Source organism: Marinifilum sp. D737 (assembly GCF_026672275.1).
In the GTDB taxonomy this organism is placed as follows: domain Bacteria; phylum Bacteroidota; class Bacteroidia; order Bacteroidales; family Marinifilaceae; genus Marinifilum.
This window is the reverse complement of record NZ_JANQCD010000015.1, coordinates 62022-79062: the sequence shown is the minus strand read 5'-3', so window position 1 is coordinate 79062 and position 17041 is coordinate 62022. Positions and strand designations below refer to the sequence as shown.

Annotated in this window: 15 protein-coding genes; 9 read left to right on the top strand and 6 right to left on the bottom strand. The window is 36.5% G+C overall.

The genetic code is table 11. The annotated features are described in order from the left end of the window. The first annotated feature begins 17 nt into the window (after window positions 1-17). The 3 genes from proS to pepT all read left to right on the top strand — a co-directional run bounded on the left by proS (window position 18) and on the right by pepT (window position 3634). On the top strand, window positions 18-1493 hold the full coding sequence (proS, locus tag NQ163_RS10720; RefSeq protein WP_268190329.1) for a proline--tRNA ligase: 1476 nt from the start codon (window positions 18-20) through the stop codon (window positions 1491-1493). 93 nt (window positions 1494-1586) lie between these two features. Then, a complete protein-coding gene (locus NQ163_RS10715; protein WP_268190328.1) occupies window positions 1587-2270 on the top strand; it encodes a hypothetical protein in 684 nt (227 codons plus the stop codon). 137 nt (window positions 2271-2407) lie between these two features. After that, entirely contained in the window at window positions 2408-3634 is a 1227-nt protein-coding gene (gene pepT, locus NQ163_RS10710) for a peptidase T (RefSeq protein WP_268190327.1), read from the top strand. 44 nt (window positions 3635-3678) lie between these two features. Here pepT and NQ163_RS10705 read toward each other — a convergent pair whose 3' ends face one another. Next, window positions 3679-3984 carry a winged helix-turn-helix transcriptional regulator gene (locus tag NQ163_RS10705; protein ID WP_268190326.1) on the bottom strand — a complete coding sequence of 102 codons (306 nt, stop codon included), beginning with the start codon at window positions 3982-3984 and terminating at the stop codon, window positions 3679-3681. A 137-nt stretch (window positions 3985-4121) separates the two neighbouring features. Here NQ163_RS10705 and NQ163_RS10700 point away from each other — a divergent pair, with 137 nt between their 5' ends. The 3 genes from NQ163_RS10700 (at window position 4122) to NQ163_RS10690 (ending at window position 6833) form a co-directional block, all read left to right on the top strand. Next, window positions 4122-5114: a YhdH/YhfP family quinone oxidoreductase gene (locus tag NQ163_RS10700; protein ID WP_268190325.1), complete on the top strand. Its 993-nt coding sequence runs from the start codon at window positions 4122-4124 to the stop codon at window positions 5112-5114. Window positions 5115-5274: 160 nt separating this feature from the next. Next, window positions 5275-6360, top strand: a complete 1086-nt coding sequence (locus NQ163_RS10695) for an SGNH/GDSL hydrolase family protein (RefSeq protein ID WP_268190324.1) — start codon at window positions 5275-5277, stop codon at window positions 6358-6360. A 29-nt stretch (window positions 6361-6389) separates the two neighbouring features. Continuing rightward, the gene (locus NQ163_RS10690; protein ID WP_268190323.1) at window positions 6390-6833 is read left to right on the top strand and encodes a DUF6265 family protein; all 444 of its coding nucleotides are present in this window, start codon (window positions 6390-6392) and stop codon (window positions 6831-6833) included. Between the two features lie 62 nt (window positions 6834-6895). Here the strand turns inward: NQ163_RS10690 and NQ163_RS10685 are convergent, their stop codons facing one another. Further along, entirely contained in the window at window positions 6896-7063 is a 168-nt protein-coding gene (locus NQ163_RS10685) for a hypothetical protein (protein WP_268190322.1), read from the bottom strand. A 340-nt stretch (window positions 7064-7403) separates the two neighbouring features. Here NQ163_RS10685 and pabB point away from each other — a divergent pair, with 340 nt between their 5' ends. From pabB to NQ163_RS10670, 3 genes are all read left to right on the top strand, one after another. Then, the gene (pabB, locus tag NQ163_RS10680) at window positions 7404-8717 is read left to right on the top strand and encodes an aminodeoxychorismate synthase component I (protein ID WP_268190321.1); all 1314 of its coding nucleotides are present in this window, start codon (window positions 7404-7406) and stop codon (window positions 8715-8717) included. A gap of 111 nt (window positions 8718-8828) precedes the next feature. After that, window positions 8829-10151 carry a tRNA lysidine(34) synthetase TilS gene (gene tilS / locus NQ163_RS10675; RefSeq protein WP_268190320.1) on the top strand — a complete coding sequence of 441 codons (1323 nt, stop codon included), beginning with the start codon at window positions 8829-8831 and terminating at the stop codon, window positions 10149-10151. Between the two features lie 254 nt (window positions 10152-10405). Beyond that, window positions 10406-11488, top strand: a complete 1083-nt coding sequence (locus tag NQ163_RS10670; protein ID WP_268190319.1) for an alpha/beta hydrolase family protein — start codon at window positions 10406-10408, stop codon at window positions 11486-11488. Window positions 11489-11551: 63 nt separating this feature from the next. Here NQ163_RS10670 and NQ163_RS10665 read toward each other — a convergent pair whose 3' ends face one another. From NQ163_RS10665 to NQ163_RS10650, 4 genes are all read right to left on the bottom strand, one after another. Next, window positions 11552-13087 carry an acyl-CoA carboxylase subunit beta gene (locus tag NQ163_RS10665; protein WP_268190318.1) on the bottom strand — a complete coding sequence of 512 codons (1536 nt, stop codon included), beginning with the start codon at window positions 13085-13087 and terminating at the stop codon, window positions 11552-11554. 58 nt (window positions 13088-13145) lie between these two features. Next, the gene (locus NQ163_RS10660) at window positions 13146-13655 is read right to left on the bottom strand and encodes a biotin/lipoyl-containing protein (RefSeq protein ID WP_268190317.1); all 510 of its coding nucleotides are present in this window, start codon (window positions 13653-13655) and stop codon (window positions 13146-13148) included. A 27-nt stretch (window positions 13656-13682) separates the two neighbouring features. Next, entirely contained in the window at window positions 13683-15206 is a 1524-nt protein-coding gene (gene accC, locus NQ163_RS10655) for an acetyl-CoA carboxylase biotin carboxylase subunit (protein ID WP_268190316.1), read from the bottom strand. Window positions 15207-15569: 363 nt separating this feature from the next. After that, window positions 15570-16883: an SO_0444 family Cu/Zn efflux transporter gene (locus NQ163_RS10650; protein ID WP_268190315.1), complete on the bottom strand. Its 1314-nt coding sequence runs from the start codon at window positions 16881-16883 to the stop codon at window positions 15570-15572. Between the last annotated feature and the right edge of the window lie 158 nt (window positions 16884-17041).

Below are 17041 nucleotides of genomic sequence, written 5' to 3'. Positions count from 1 at the left end.
TACCAAAACTATATCGAATGGCAAAAGTTTTAACGAGCAGAAGCGAAAATTATTCGCAATGGTATAATGATCTGGTAATGAAAGCAGATCTAGCAGAGAATTCTGCTGTGAGAGGATGTATGATTATTAAGCCTTACGGTTATGCAATCTGGGAAAACATGCAGGCAGAACTGGACAAGATGTTCAAGGATACCGGTCATCAAAATGCATATTTTCCATTATTGATCCCAAAATCATTCTTGAGTAAAGAAGCAGATCACGTAGAAGGATTTGCAAAAGAATGTGCAGTTGTAACCCACTACCGTCTGAAAAATGACCCCAATGGGCGCGGTGTAGTTGTTGATCCTGATGCTAGATTAGAAGAGGAATTAATTATCCGACCTACCTCGGAAACCATTATTTGGAATACATATAGAAACTGGATTCAGTCTTACAGAGATCTTCCTATTCTTTGTAACCAATGGGCAAATGTAATGCGTTGGGAAATGCGTACTCGTTTGTTTTTACGTACTGCGGAATTCCTGTGGCAAGAAGGGCATACTGCTCATGCTACCAAGGAAGAAGCATTGCAGGAAACAGAGCAAATGATTAATGTTTATGGCGATTTTGCTGAGAACTTTATGGCAGTTCCAGTATTAAAAGGTCATAAAACAGAGTCGGAAAGATTTGCAGGTGCTTTGGATACTTATTGTATTGAAGCATTAATGCAAGATGGAAAGGCATTGCAAGCAGGTACTTCTCATTTCTTGGGACAAAATTTTGCAAAAGCATTTGATGTAAAATTTGCGAACAAGGAAGGAAAAGAGGATTACGTTTGGGCTACTTCCTGGGGAGTTTCAACTCGTTTGATGGGAGCATTAATTATGGCTCACTCTGATGATAACGGATTGGTTTTACCTCCAAAATTGGCTCCAATTCAGGTTGTAATTGTACCAATTTACAGAAAAGCAGAAGAGTTGGAAAAGATTGCTGCTAAAATAGATCCAATTGTTGCGAAGCTTAAATCGATGGGGATTTCTGTGAAATTTGATGATAGCGATAACCGCAAACCAGGGTGGAAATTTGCCGAGTACGAATTGAAAGGTGTACCTGTACGTTTGGCGATTGGAAATCGTGATTTGGAAAATGGAACAATCGAATTGGCTCGTCGTGATACTTTATCAAAGGAAACTCTTCCTATTGATGGTATCGAAGAGGTGATTGAGAAATTATTAGAAGAAATTCAAGCTAATATTTTCCAAAAAGCACTTGATTTTAGAGCTGAGAAAACAACTAAGGTTGATTCATATGATGAATTCAAAGAGTTGTTGGAAACAAAAACCGGATTTTTCCTTGCTCATTGGGATGGAACAGCTGAAACAGAAGAGCAAATTAAAAATGAAACCAAAGCAACCATTCGCTGTATACCTTTCGATGCAGAAGAGGAAGAAGGAGTGTGTATGCTTACAGGAAAGCCTTCGAAAAGACGTGTTGTTTTTGCGAAAGCGTACTAAGAAAGTATTCAATACAATCATAATAAAAACAGTCATCGAAATATCGGTGACTGTTTTTTTGTATATTTAAAAATTACCTTAAACAACTATACAATGAACATATTGAATACGAAAACAGCCATTTTAAATACGATTCGTGAAAAAGCTACCTTAAAGCAACAAGTATATCAGAATACAAAAGAGATATTTGAAGATTTACGAGATGTTTTGGAAGGTTTGGTACTTGAATATAATGCGGAGCTACAAGATGCAGATGAGAAAGTTCTACTGGAGTATGAGGATAGAGGCGAATTTGAATTTCAAATAAAAGTTGCCTCTGATATATTGGTTTTTAGTTTGCATACCAATGTATTCCAATTTAATCGAGATCACAATGTTTGGGAGCAAAACTATGTAAGAACAAATCCGGATAACGCTTATTCCGGAATCATTAACATTTACAACTTTCTTTACGATTCATTTAAATATGCTCGCTATGATGATTTAGGATATTTGGTAGCCCGTATTTTTATCAATCGTGAGAAACACTATATCGTAGAAGGAAAGAGACAAATGGGACTTTTGCAAACAGATTTATCGGCCAGCATGGCAACTAAAGAAAGTTTACGCAGAATTGTTGAAACGGCAATTAATTACTCCTTAAATTTCGATTTGTTGGTCCCACCATATGATAATGTTAAGATTATGTCGGTAGCACAAATCTTTGAAAAAATGCAGAATGCAAGAATCCAAACTGGTAAACGATTAGGCTTTCAGTTTAAATCGGATGACGTTTAAAGAAAATGATGAACTAAGAATTATAAGTAATGAATTCATATTAAAGGATCATTTTAGTAATATTGTAGGCGCTTCAATTTTTTGAAGCGTTTTATTTTACCTGAGGGTGAGACTTATACTATTAACAATACACAACAATGAATACTGTAGTAGATAAATTTTTAAAATACGTAAAGTTCGATACCGAATCGGATACAGAAACAGGTTTGACACCGAGTACACCAGGTCAAATGGTTCTTGCAAAAGAGCTGGCAAAAGAATTGGAGGAAGTTGGACTGGAAAATGTAAGTGTTGACGAGAATGGATATGTAATGGGTGTTCTTCCTTCGAATATTGATAAGGAAGTTCCAAAAGTGGGTTTCGTTGCTCATATGGATACAAGTCCTGATTTTTCCGGAAAGAATGTAAAACCTCAAATTCTGGAAAATTATAATGGTTTGGATATCGTTCTAAATAAGGAGCAGGATATCGTAATGAAAGTGGCTGATTTTCCTGAATTGACAAATTATAAAGGTCAAACTATAATTACAACAGATGGTACAACTTTATTAGGTGCCGATGATAAAGCCGGTGTTGCTGAGATTATAACTGCAGTTGAATATTTGGCTAAAAACCCTGAAATTAAACATGGTGCTTTACATGTTGGTTTTACTCCGGATGAGGAAATTGGAAAAGGAGCAGACTTTTTTGATGTTAAGAAATTTGGAGCCGATTTCGCATATACATTAGATGGTGGTGAAATAGGAGAGTTGCAGTACGAGAATTTTAATGCAGCCTTTGCTAAAATTACCTTTAAGGGACGAAATGTTCATCCAGGAATGGCAAAAGACAAGATGATCAATTCCATGAGCATTGCAAATGAATTTGCTGCTTGTTTGCCAAAGGATGAAGTTCCTGAAAAGACCGAAGGGTATCAAGGTTTTTATCATTTAATTGCGATGAATGGTGGAGTGGAGAGCAGTTCTCTTCAGTATATCATTCGTGATTTTGACATGAACAATTACGAAGCTCGCAAGAAGCTCATTGAAGATTTGTGTGCAGAATATAATCAGAAATTAGGGGAAGGAACAGTTACGCTTGAAATGACCAATCAGTATTATAACATGCGTGAAAAGGTAGAGCCTGTGAAGTATATTGTTGATATTGCGGAAGAAGCCATGAAAGAAGTTGGAGTTTCTCCAATGGTGATTCCAATTCGTGGAGGTACCGATGGAAGCCGATTGTCATACATGGGCTTGCCTTGTCCGAATATTTTTGCAGGAGGGCATAATTTCCATGGTAGATTCGAGTATGTTCCGGTTCAATCAATGGAAAAAGCTGTTGATGTAATCCTTAAGATTGTTGACTTGATTGCAAAAAGATAAATCAACTTAAATGATAAAATGAAAGGCAGCCAATAGGTTGCCTTTTATTTTTCCAATAGCTTTCCTGCTCGGAACATGGCAATCAATACCGGATGTATTTCATTTCCCAACTTACTTAGGCTATATTCTACTTTTGGAGGTACTTCGGGATATATTCTCTTTTCGATAAAACCTGATTCTTCCAGCTCTTTTAGGTTTTTACTAAGCATTCTATCACTCACATCAGGAATGAGCTTCACCAATTCCGAATATCGTTTTGTACCTTGTTTCAGGTGCAAAATAATGGTTGCCTTACGCTTTCCTTTTACGTAATTAATAAATGTATCGATAGGACAAATTCCTTTTTCCAATTTTTTTGAAATTTTTATGGCTTGATAATCAGTAAATCAGAACAAAATGTTAGTATGGGATATAATTGTAAGCTCTTGATTTGTAGATTAAATGCACGTAATTTTGTTGCAAGATAAGAATAAAATACAGAACCGTTATGGATAAAGAATTTAAAGCACTTCGTATCAGGGAAGAAAATGGAGAATACAAAAGAGAGATTGTAAGCAGAAAGATTGAGGATTTACCTGAAGGTGAAGTTTTAATTCGAGTGCGTTACTCATCATTAAACTACAAAGATGCCTTGTCGGTATCGGGAAATAAGGGAGTAAGCAGAAATTATCCTCACACGCCGGGAATTGATGCTGCAGGTGTTGTAGAAGAATCATCAAGTGATCAATTTAAAGTGGGTGATGAGGTAATTGTTACCAGCTATGATTTGGGAATGAATACCGATGGAGGTTTCGCTGATTACATTCGTGTTCCTGCCAATTGGGTCGTGGCTTTACCAAAAGAATTAAGCTTTCGCGATGCTATGATTTATGGAACTGCAGGTTTTACGGCTGCACTTTCTGTGTATAAACTATTGGCATCAGGTCAAACACCAGAAATGGGACCAGTTGTAGTTACAGGAGCTTTAGGTGGTGTGGGAAGCATTGCCATTAGTATTTTATCATCATTAGGTTTCGAGGTGGTTGCAGCAACTTCTGAATCTATAGGAGAGGAAGATGTATTACACGAACTGGGAGCTAGCAGTCGTATCTCAAAAGAGATTACTGATGATCAGTCGGGAAGACCATTGCTAAGACCTCTTTGGGCTGGTGCCATTGATGTTATCGGTGGAAATACTTTGCATACATTATTGAAAGCTTGTAAGCCTATGGGAACCGTAACTTGTTGCGGAAACGTAGGATCAGGAGATTTACCCATGACCGTTTATCCATTTATTTTAAATGGTATCAGTTTGATAGGTATCGATTCTCAAAATTGTCCAATGGAGTTAAGACAAAAAGTTTGGGACAAATTGGCGGCAGAATGGAATGTATACAAGCATAAGGAACAGGTAATTGAATCTTCTTTAGAAGAATTGGATACTTATATCAATTTAATGCTACAAAAGAAAAGTAGGGGAAGAGTAATTGTAAAACTTTAAACTTTCATTAGATACTTATCGTTTAGGGCAGCCCGTTGGCTGCCTTTTTAATTGATATCTATCAGTATTTTAAACAAAGGATTCATTTAGAATTTAAATAAGGTGAGTTCGACGTAAAATAATGAGTAGTTTTGAAAATCCATACTATAAAATCCATATCATGAAAAATACCTATTATCTCCTAATTGTTTTGATTGCAATTTTTACAGCTTGTACAAAGCAACAAAGTTTAATTGTTCCATTCTCAAACTCAGAAATAAAATATTCTGGAAGAATTGATACTACAAGTTTTGATCACGCAGAGCTGTATTGGTCGGGTAGCTCGATCAAAATAAACTTTGAAGGAGAATCGCTGAGTGCTTTAATGAAGGATGAAAAGGCTGATAACTATTATAATATTATCATCGATAAGGACAGTATTGTACTGTTTCGCCCCGATACAATAAAGGAGTACCATGAATTGGCTACTAATTTATCGCCAGGGAAACATAGTATAGAGTTGTTTAAACGTACTGAATGGGATAGGGGAGCAACCAACTTTTATGGTTTTAAGATTGGTGGAAAAGCCAAGCTATTAGCCAAAGCAGATGTGCCCAAAAGAAAGGTAGAGTTTTATGGGAATTCCATCACGGCAGGATACGCAGTGGAAGATACTTCAGGAAAAGACTCTCCGGACAGTACTTTTACAAACAATTATTTAAGCTATGCCTCAATAACTGCCAGACATTTCGATGCCGATTACCATTGTATTTGTAAAAGTGGTATTGGAATTACAATTAGTTGGTTCCCTTTCGAAATGCCAGATATTTACGATCGATTAAACCCTGCAGATTCAACCAGCAAGTGGGATTTTTCCTTGTATGCACCCGATGTGGTGGTGGTAAATTTATTTCAGAATGATTCATGGTTGGTAAATATGCCCGAAAGAGATGAGTTCAAGAAGAATTTTGGTGAAAAATCTCCAAGCGAAGAATATTTGATTCATGCATACCAGCAGTTTGTAGCAGGGATTCGAAATCACTACCCTAAAGCAGAAATCATATGCATGCTGGGAAATATGGATGCTACGAAGGAAGGCTCTCAGTGGCCAGGCTATATTAAAAAGGCAGTTGCTGGCTTAAAAGATGATCAAATCTACACACATTTTGTTCCTTTCAAAGAAACAACAGGACATCCATCGATTAAGGAACAAGAGGAAATGGCCAATAGCCTGATTCAATTTATCGATGAAAATATTAATTGGTAAATTGAAAGAAATAAATATCCCTTTGCTTTATGAAGTATCTGATTTTAATTATTTTCTCGATTTGTACCCACTCCTGTTCTACTCAGGATGTTCAATCTTTTCATTTTTTGGAAGGTACCTGGCAGGTTGAAGGCAAACAACAATTTGAAAAGTGGGAGGTAAAAAGTAATGTCTTAATTGGAATAGGATACCAATTGGTAGATGGCAAGCAGAAAGTTTTGGAGAGTTTAGTTATTAAGCAGATAGAAGGAAAAGTGGTTTATCAGGCAACTGTGTTTGATCAAAACCAGGGAGCTACAATTTCTTTTCCTTTAAATGAGTCCATTTCTGACTATTATTCATTTGAAAATCTTGAGCACGACTTCCCCAAGAAAATTCAATATTTCAAGCTAAGCAATGGTAAATTAAAAGTAAATATTGCAGGTAATAATGGGCGAGTATTTTCTTTTTGGATGAACCGGGTTTCCAATTGAACTCACGTTAAATATCATTTTGCACGCATGTTTAAGTCAAGGGGATGTGGAAATATTTCATCTTAACGCATAAATGAGTAACATTTACCTGGGTGAATGAGATTCCAACCCATGTGTGAATGATGCTGACGCAGGAAAATATCATACAAACGTACGTTTAGATGAAGTATTTGTGGAAATATATGAAACAAACGTAGGAATATCTCATATTTTCCTAGGGTGGATGTCATCTAAACAGGTTTTTAGGCAATTTTAGGTGCAAAAAGGAGACTCTGATGTAGGTTTTGGACAGGCAAATGTGTGTTTAGAACAGCTTTTTTTATGAAAATATGAGATATTCCTACGTCTGGAACAGATTTTTGCGCGTTCGGATCAGCTAAACGTACGAAAATATCATTTAATACCAGGTAATGGTTTAATTCGCACCCATGAGCAAGATCATTTGTATGCAATCCAAATGTTAATATAATCTCATCCTACATTTAATCCTGATTTCACATCAGATTTATATAATTCATCTATATTACCCTCAGAAAGCAATTCTACGCATCTTTTACTTAAATTTGCGGCATGCGAAAACAGCTTACATTTCATATCACTAATCCGAGCAGGTTTAAGGAGCAACTTCTATTTTGGAGCAAGAAGTTCGAGTATGTTAGTATACTCGATAGTCATGAGGTGAATCAGAAAGTAAATTCGAAGGCCGAATACAATACCTACGAATTGGTTGCCGGTGTTGATGCGCTTCAAATTGTTGAACCAAAACAGGATTGTTTTCATCATTTGAAAGAGAACATTGAAAAATCGAAAGATTGGTGGTTTGGTTATTTGGGCTATGATTTGAAGAATGAGATTGAAGAGCTAAAGTCTGAAAATCATGATGGATTGGCTTTTCCAGAAATGAACTTTTTCCGACCACGTTGGGTCTTCCTTTTGGATGAGGATACGCTGATTGTTCATTATTACAATGAAGAATTTACTGAAGATGAGGTGCTTTCTTTGGTTCAGAATCTTCAAGATATGGAATTGCATGGTGAAAAATCCATTTCTGTAGATCAAATTCATTCAAGAATTTCTCGTGATGAGTATTTGGAGGCTGTTAATCAACTGAAAGATCATATTCGAAGAGGAGATATTTACGAGGTGAACTTCTGCCAGGAATTTTATGCCGAAGATTGCTACATTAAGCCTCGCGGCACCTATCAGAAACTTACCGAAGTTTCGCCTACTCCCTATTCGGGCTTTTACCAAATGGGCCAGCAATATTTGTTGTCGGCCAGTCCGGAGCGATTTATCAAGAAAGTTGGAAAGAAAATCATTTCTCAACCCATAAAAGGAACAGCCAGGCGAGGAGCAAGCGAAGCCGAAGACAAGCAAATAAAGGAGACTTTGTTTAACGATCCGAAAGAGAGAGCAGAGAATATCATGATTGTAGATTTGGTACGAAACGACTTATCGAGAACCGCCGAAAAAGGATCGGTAATCGTAGAGGAGTTGTGTGGGATTTATTCTTTCCCTCAGGTGCACCAAATGATTTCGACTGTTGTTTCGGAGCTTAAAGAAGAGGTACACTTTATTGAAGCCATTCGTCAGTGTTTTCCTATGGGGTCGATGACCGGTGCTCCTAAGGTTCGTGCCATGAAACTGATTGAAAAGTACGAAACAACAAAAAGAGGATTGTTTTCGGGAGCTATAGGATACATTACACCTGAAGGTGATTTTGATTTTAATGTGGTAATCCGCAGCATACTTTATAATGCAAGAAATCATTATCTTTCGTTTATGGTTGGTGGGGCCATTACCATGCAGGCTGAGGCTGAGAAAGAATATGAAGAGTGCATGTTAAAAGCCAAGGCCATCATGAAAGTTCTAAAAAAACAGTAATAAAGTGAATGTATAATTGAATTAGATTAGAATTATTTAAATATGCTACTCTGATTTTAAATTATTCATTGTTAATTACTCATTATTAATTATAAATTGCCAATTGATACCGTGTTTCGTAAGTTAGTTCGCTTTGTAGAAGAAGAAAATCTGTTTTATCGTGATGAAAAAATTTTGGTTGCGGTAAGTGGAGGAATCGATTCTGTTGTTTTGCTTCAGATGTTATTAAAAATGGAAGTAAACTGCGCAATTGCACATTGCAATTTTCATTTGCGAGGCGATGAATCGGATGGTGATTTTGAATTTGTAAAAAGTCTGGCCAAGCAATACAATCTTCCTTTTTATTCTAAAGATTTTGACACCAAGGCTTACGCCGATAACAATAAGCTTTCAATTGAAATGGCAGCCCGGGAACTAAGGTACGAGTGGTTCGATCAAATTCTGGAATTAGAGAATTACCAATACATTGCCATTGGACATCATGCCGATGATGTTGCAGAAACGGTATTGATTAACTTGGTAAGAGGGACTGGAATTCATGGTTTAACAGGAATAAAACCAAAATTGGGTAAGATAATTAGACCACTGCTTCCTTTCACCCGAAAAGAGTTGGAAGAGTTTGCAGAAAGCGAAGGTTTAAATTATCGCGAAGATTCAACCAACCGGGAAACCGATTTTGTAAGGAATAAAATTCGCCACCAGGTAATTCCGGTATTAGAGCAAATTAATCCAGCCATTAGAAAAACCATGAGCGAAAATGTTCAACGATTTAAAGAGGTTGAACAGATTTACAATGATGTAATTGAAGAGAATCGCTTGCATTTGGTTTTTCAGAGGGAGAATCAACTGTTAATCTCCATTGCACGATTGCAGGAATTGCCTTCTCCATCATCTCATTTGTTCGAAATATTATCACCTTACGGATTTCACCATCGTGATGTAAGAATGATTGCCAAGTCATTAGATTCCATTTCTGGTAAAAGGTTCTTTTCATCCACACACCAGGTTTTAAGAGATAGAAAGTATTTGATTTTATCTGAATTGGAAGAAAATGATTCCAGCGAATATCTGTTGGAGGAAAAATCAGGTTCGATTGAATTTCCAATGGAAATGGAGGCATCATTTATTGATAGAACGCCAAGTTTTAAATTTCCAAGCAATCCTGAAATAGCATGTTTGGATGCCAGTAAATTGAAGTTTCCGCTTAAGCTGCGTAAATGGCAAAAGGGAGATAGTTTCCGTCCGATAGGCATGAAAGGAAACAAGAAAATATCCGATTTCTTTATCGATCAAAAGTTTTCCTTGCAGGATAAGGAAAATACCTGGTTATTGATTTCTGGCGATAGAATTGCCTGGGTTGTTGGCCATCGTTTGGATGATCGATTTAAGATTACTCACGAAACAACCAAGATATTTAGGTTAGAGTTGAAGTAGAATTTGGTAATATTACGCTGCGCTGCACCTGTCTTCTCATCACGATTACTTTCTATAAATATAACGCAACTCTGTTGCTTGAGATATATGATTTTATGAATAGGGTACAGAGTACCTTAATATTTATAGAACGATATTGTTTGTTTTACCAAAGGTGCAGCGCACCGTAATATTTCGTAAGCCTGTGATGATCTGCTATATTATTTTATAACTTAGTCGAAGTTTATAACAACCAACCATTAACAACTCACAAAATGATAAAACTAAAACACAGCTTAGCCATCCTCTTGTTAGGCTTGCTTTCACTTTCAGGATTTTCTCAATCTCAGGAAATTAAAAGTGAGATTGAAGAGCTTAAGAATTACAATGAAAACTTAGATCACCGATTGGATCGTCTTCAAAAAATGGTAGATGATATCATTTGGTTCGAAAGATTAGGAGATGTTGCTCATATCGATAAATTATACATTTACGGGCCACCAAAGTGGAAAGAGAAAAATCCAACGGCAAAAGGAGCAGGGAATCCGGTAAAGTTTTGGACCTATGCTTTTTTTCCAAAAAACTTAGATGTCAATAAAAAATACCCTTTAATGGTATTGCCGCATGGTGGTGTACATGGCGATTTTACAACCTATTACACGCATATTGTTCGTGAGTTAATTGCCCAGGAATATATTGTTGTTGCTGCAGAATATCGTGGCAGTACAGGGTATGGAAAAGGTCATTACGAGAAAATAGATTACGGTGGATTAGAGAATGAAGATGTTTATGCAAGCCGTAATTACATGATTGAAAATTATGATTTTGTTGACAATAACAGAGTTGGAATCATGGGGTGGAGTCATGGAGGAATGATTACGCTCTTTAATTTATTTAATCACCCAAAGGATTATAAGGTTGGATTTGCAGGAGTTCCTGTAAGCGACTTGGTTGCCCGAATGGGATACATGACTCAATCTTATAGAGATTTGTACTCGGCTGACTACCATATTGGCAAAACAGCCAATGATAATTTGGCGGAATATCGCAGACGATCACCAGCCTGGAACACTCATAAATTTCAGAATACACCCTTATTAATTCATACCAATACCAACGACGATGATGTAAATGTTTTGGAAGTAGAGCATTTAATTAAATCGCTAAAAGCGGATGGTAAAACATTTGAATATGAAATCTATCAGGCAGTTCCTGGTGGGCACTCTTTTGATAGAATGGATACAAAGAAGGCAAAAGAAATTCGCGTAAAGATTTATAAGTTTTTGGCAAAGCAATTAAAGCCCAATAAACCTATAAATACTTTTAAAGATATTCAGAAAGCTGGTTATCGATTTTAAAAACAACAGCATATATAAAGAAGCATGACTTTTAAGCCATGCTTCTTTTGTTTTTAATCTTGTCTATAAAGGAATATTTCCGTGTTTTTTAGGAGGATTTTGCTCGCTCTTATTGGCGCACATTTCCAAGGCCTGAATCAGCTTGTATCTACTTTCCTTAGGTTGAATTACTTCATCAATATAACCCAACTCTGCAGCTTTATATGGATGAGCAAACTTATCACGGTAATCATCAATCGCCTCTGCACGTTCCGTTTCGGTTAAACCTTTGTGCATAATATTTACCGCACCTTCGGCTCCCATCACAGCAATTTCTCCTGTTGGATATGAATAATTGATATCAGCACCAATATGTTTTGAAGCCATTACGTCGTATGCACCACCATATGCCTTACGTGTAATTAATGTGATTTTAGGAACAGTTGCTTCGGCAAATGCATAAAGAAGTTTAGCACCATGCTTTATAATTCCACCGTACTCTTGAGCTGTTCCGGGAAGGAATCCAGGGACATCTACAAATGTGATTAAGGGAATATTAAAAGCATCGCAGAAACGAACAAAACGGGCAGCTTTGGTTGAACTGTTAATGTCTAATACTCCAGCCATATTTGCTGGATTATTAGCAACGATTCCAACTGGTTTACCAGCTAAACGAGCAAACCCAATGGTAATATTCTGAGCATACAATGGCATTACCTCAAAGAAATTGTGATCATCAACAACAGTTTCAATAATCTCCTTGATATCATATGGCTTGTTAGGATCGGCAGGAACCATGCTTTGAAGTTTTTCATCTTCGCGATGAATATTATCAGTACAAGGTTTAACCGGAGGATCTTCCATATTGTTTGAAGGTAGGAAGCCAATTAACTCTCGCAACATCATCATTGCCTGTTCATCATTATCGGCGGTAAAGTGAGCAACTCCACTTTTTGAGTTGTGAGTAAGAGCTCCACCCAGTTCTTCTTTGGTTACCTCTTCGTGGGTTACTGTTTTAATAACATCAGGACCAGTTACAAACATATAGCTTGTGTCTTTCACCATCATAATGAAATCGGTAAGGGCAGGAGAATACACAGCTCCACCGGCACAAGGTCCCATAATTGCCGAAATCTGAGGAATTACTCCCGATCCACGAACATTCTGATAGAAAATATCGGCATAACCAGCCAAACTTTGAACTCCTTCCTGAATTCTTGCTCCACCAGAATCATTTAAACCAATAATTGGAGCTCCCATTTTCATTGCCAGTTTGGTGATTTTTACAATTTTATCGGCATTGGCTCTACTTAGCGAACCACCAAAAACTGTAAAATCCTGCGCAAAAACATAGACCAATCGTCCATCCACTTTTCCATATCCACAAACAACTCCATCACCCAGAATTTTGTTCTTTTCCATTCCAAAATCTGTTGACCGATGTGTTACCATCTTGTCCACTTCAACAAATGTTTTAGGGTCCAGTAGATCATTGATTCTTTCTCGAGCTGTCTTTTTCCCAGCTGCATGGTGTTTGTCAATTCTTTCCTGTCCACCGCCAATTTCAGCAGCTTTATTTAGTTCTTCAAATTTTTTGATTTTATCTTCTAATGTCAACATGTCTTACTTTATTACGAATTATTAATTGCGAATCTCAAAATCTGTTTCCAATTCGAGTTTAATCAATGAATACAAGAGGTTGATTTCCATCAATTGTGTCATCTTCTTTTACAAAGATTTCTTTCACAACTCCATCTTTCATAGCTTTATATTCGCTTTCCATTTTCATTGCAGAAATAATGATTACGGTATCTCCCTTTTTTACCTCTGTGCCTATTTCAACAGGAATTTTAACAACCTTTCCAGGCATAGGTGATGATATCGTACTTTCTGCTGCTTCAAGGTCGCCAGCGTTTCTCGCTTGCAAATACTTTGTTTCAGCATCAATTACTTCTGCATCGTATGAGTGATAAAATGTGTTGACAGTGTATTTTTTAGGAGTTCCATTTTCAATTAACTCAACATTAAATGAACGTCCTTTGTACATTACGGAGTATACTCCGTTTTCAACCTGTTGCATGTCTAAATCATATTCTCTGTCGTCCACAATGATTTTAACATGGTTGCCATCTTCAGCAAGAAGTTCAACCTTAGCAACTCGGTCATCTAATTTAATTTCTAGTGCCATAATTAATTTTTTTGAAGTTGAACCATTTTAATTTTCACTTGCTCTGTAAACACTTCTGCGTCTACCAAAATCTTTCCATCGGCTTGATTTTGATTCTTCTTGTCCTACCTGAGCATTCTTTAATTTGTGATGATAATCTAAAAAGGCAGTAACTATGGCCAGATCTTCGAATTGTTGCTTGGCTTCGTCACTGGCTAGCAAAAATTCTTCATTGTTCTGAATAAAGTGGGTGTCGTAAGTTCCTTCTCTAAAATCACGGCAATCCATGATTCTTTCGAGGAATTTAATTGAGGTTTTCACCCCGGTAATTTTGTATTCATAAAGTGCACGACGCATTCTTTCAATGGCTTCTTCGCGAGTACGTGCCCAAATAATTAACTTGGAGATCATTGGGTCGTAATGAATAGGAATTTCATATCCTTCATATACGTATCCGTCGGTTCTAACACCTAATCCCATTGGTTCGGTTATGTGTGTTATCAAACCAGGACTTGGCATAAAGTTGTTGTCAGTATCTTCTGCATAAATTCTGCATTCGATTGCGTGTCCAAACTGAAAAACTTCTTCTTGTTTGATATTTAGCTTTTGCCCTTCCGCAATTAGAATTTGCTGCTTTACCAGATCGTAACCTGTAGTTCTTTCCGTAATTGGATGTTCTACTTGCAAACGAGTATTCATTTCCAGGAAGTAGAAATTGTGATCGTTATCGGCAAGGAATTCGATGGTTCCGGCACCATAATAATTTACCGCTTTAGCAGCTGCTACGGCTGCGTCTCCCATTTTTTCTCTAAGCTCAGGTGTCATAAGTGGAGAAGGGGTTTCCTCTACAACTTTTTGATGACGACGTTGCACAGAACACTCACGTTCGCAAAGGTGAACTACATTTCCATGTTGATCACCTAGAATTTGGAACTCGATATGGTGAGGAGAAGAAATGTATTTTTCCACGTAAACGGAGTCATCTCCAAATGCTGATTTTGCTTCTGATTTTGCTGCTCTTAAAGCACTAAGGATATTTTCTTCCTTATCAACCATTCGCATTCCTTTTCCACCACCACCAGCAGAAGCTTTAATCATTACAGGAAGTCCTATTTCTCTGACCACCTTAAGGGCGGTTTCTTCATCGTCAAGATTCTCCTTTGTGCCAGGAACTACAGGAACACCACCATTTATCATGGTTTGTCGGGCGGTAATTTTATCACCCATTGTTGATATTACTTCGGGTGTAGGCCCAATGAATATGATGCCTTCTTCCTGGCATCTTTTCGAGAACTCTGCATTTTCACTTAAAAATCCATAGCCTGGATGAATGGCATCCGCTTTGGATTTTTTAGCTACTTCAATAATTTTTTCAATGTTTAGGTAACTTTCAGCAGATGCTGCAGGACCTATATGAAATGCCTGATCGGCATATCGAACGTGCATAGATGTTCTATCAACATCGGAATATACCGCAACGGATTTAATCCCTAATTCTCTACACGATCGCATTACGCGCAGAGCAATTTCTCCTCGATTAGCAACGAGGACTTTTGAAATCTTCGTAATCATAGTTTTGGTTAATTGTTAATTAGACTTTATAAAAGCCTTGTTTTAAGTCAATTATTTACCATTAGATTAGGAATAGTTTCCCAAAAAAAAGATAATATACAGCATAAATATGTTGTACAGCATCTCAAAAATAATTAAAAAATCGAAGTTTCCAAGTAATTAAATATGAACATGTATCAATGTGATTTGACATAAAAACATGATAAATATCATGTGAAATGCCTTGTTTTCGAGAGAATCTTAATAAATATAAGAGTTTGTTTATACAGCTTATTCAGGTGTAGTTTAATTGTTTTTATTTAGAGTGTAACTACCAGTTTATAAGTTTGTTGTTTGTGTTTGTTGTGCAGGAAAGTAATTTTTTTAGTTTTTTACATTATCATCAAATTCAAAACCTAAACTCTCTATTTCTTTTTTGATTTGAGAAAGCTTAATTGATGTTCCAACCATGCGCAATATTTTCTGCTCAAGATTAACTTCTGCAATCTCTATATTACAAAGTGCACCAATGTGTTTTTCAACACTATTTTTACAATGGTTGCATTTCATTCCATTTACGATTACAAATTTTTCTTCTTTTTGAGGTATTGTAATTTGAGTTTGTAGTGCTTTTTTAGATGATAAGTATTTCTGAAAATATCCATTAATGATTAAAAGTGAAAGACTAATACTACTTCCCCATTTTAGCCAATTGGGAAGTTCCCAATGACCTTCATGTCCAGTCATGTGATGATGTAATCCACCAAAAGCAAACCACTCTCTTGGAAGAAAGTTATCGATTAGTAATCCAAACACAATGGCTCCACTAATTATTGAGATAAGGTAGGCCCACATCGTTTTTCTACCAAGTACTTTATTCAATACAGTTATGGTTGCTGCATTAGTAGCTGGTCCGGCCATTAAAAAAACAAGAGCAGCTCCTGGTGATAAGCCTTTCATCATTAAAACTGCTGCTACTGGCACTGATGAGGTTGCACATATATATAATGGGATGGAGGCTATTAGTATAACCAGCATTCCTATAAGATCATTGCCAATAAAATTTGTAAAGAAATCATCAGGAATTAATACAGAAATTACTGCGGCCAATACCAAACCAATGATTAGCCACTTGGAAATATCTTGTAAGAACTCTACAAAGGCATAATGGAAAAGTGTGTATATTTTTGATTTCTGTTTCTTATTGTTTGGTTCACAGCCACAATTGTCTTTTTCGGATGTAGTGCAACAATTAGTTGCTTGTTCAGAGGTTTGAACTTCAACAGAATCATCTACTTTATTGGTTAAAACGCCACCCAAAAAACCAGTTGCCAAAGCAATAAAAGGTCGAATAATTGCAAATGGCAGTCCTAAAAGCGAATAGGTAACTAGTATGGAATCTACACCAGTTTGTGGTGTGGAGATAAGAAATGAAACAGAAGAACCTTTGGTAGCTCCACTTTTAAAAAATGAAATTCCTGTTGGAATAACCCCACACGAACAAAGTGGTAATGGGATTCCAATTAAAGAAGCATTTAATACCGATTTACTATTTTTTTGTCCCAAATATTTATCTATAAAACGTTGAGGAAAAGCCACCTTTAGTACTCCGGCAAAGAGAAAGCCTAGCATCAAATAAGGGGACATTTCATTTAGTATTTCAATAAAATCAATTATAAATTGGTTCAGGTATTCCATTCTGTTCTTTCTGTTTGTATGAATTATCTGGATTCAAAAGTATTAAAATATCTGGATGCTTTAATGTTTAAATACAATGAATTCTGCTCTGAAGTTAAAAAATACCAACATGTAGGTATTTTTATTTATTAAGACTGAATCTAATTTTGTCGCAGATA

What these genes read in the sequence shown, in the direction of transcription:
- pepT (WP_268190327.1), top strand. Translation starts at nt 2,408, where the DNA reads ATGAATACTGTAGTAGATAAATTTTTAAAATACGTAAAGTTCGATACC.
- NQ163_RS10685 (WP_268190322.1), bottom strand. Translation starts at nt 7,063, where the DNA reads ATGACATCCACCCTAGGAAAATATGAGATATTCCTACGTTTGTTTCAT.
- NQ163_RS10650 (WP_268190315.1), bottom strand. Translation starts at nt 16,883, where the DNA reads ATGGAATACCTGAACCAATTTATAATTGATTTTATTGAAATACTAAAT.
- NQ163_RS10660 (WP_268190317.1), bottom strand. Translation starts at nt 13,655, where the DNA reads ATGGCACTAGAAATTAAATTAGATGACCGAGTTGCTAAGGTTGAACTT.
- NQ163_RS10695 (WP_268190324.1), top strand. Translation starts at nt 5,275, where the DNA reads ATGAAAAATACCTATTATCTCCTAATTGTTTTGATTGCAATTTTTACA.
- NQ163_RS10670 (WP_268190319.1), top strand. Translation starts at nt 10,406, where the DNA reads ATGATAAAACTAAAACACAGCTTAGCCATCCTCTTGTTAGGCTTGCTT.
- NQ163_RS10700 (WP_268190325.1), top strand. Translation starts at nt 4,122, where the DNA reads ATGGATAAAGAATTTAAAGCACTTCGTATCAGGGAAGAAAATGGAGAA.
- accC (WP_268190316.1), bottom strand. Translation starts at nt 15,206, where the DNA reads ATGATTACGAAGATTTCAAAAGTCCTCGTTGCTAATCGAGGAGAAATT.
- pabB (WP_268190321.1), top strand. Translation starts at nt 7,404, where the DNA reads ATGCGAAAACAGCTTACATTTCATATCACTAATCCGAGCAGGTTTAAG.
- NQ163_RS10665 (WP_268190318.1), bottom strand. Translation starts at nt 13,087, where the DNA reads ATGTTGACATTAGAAGATAAAATCAAAAAATTTGAAGAACTAAATAAA.
- proS (WP_268190329.1), top strand. Translation starts at nt 18, where the DNA reads ATGGCAAAAGTTTTAACGAGCAGAAGCGAAAATTATTCGCAATGGTAT.
- NQ163_RS10715 (WP_268190328.1), top strand. Translation starts at nt 1,587, where the DNA reads ATGAACATATTGAATACGAAAACAGCCATTTTAAATACGATTCGTGAA.
- NQ163_RS10690 (WP_268190323.1), top strand. Translation starts at nt 6,390, where the DNA reads ATGAAGTATCTGATTTTAATTATTTTCTCGATTTGTACCCACTCCTGT.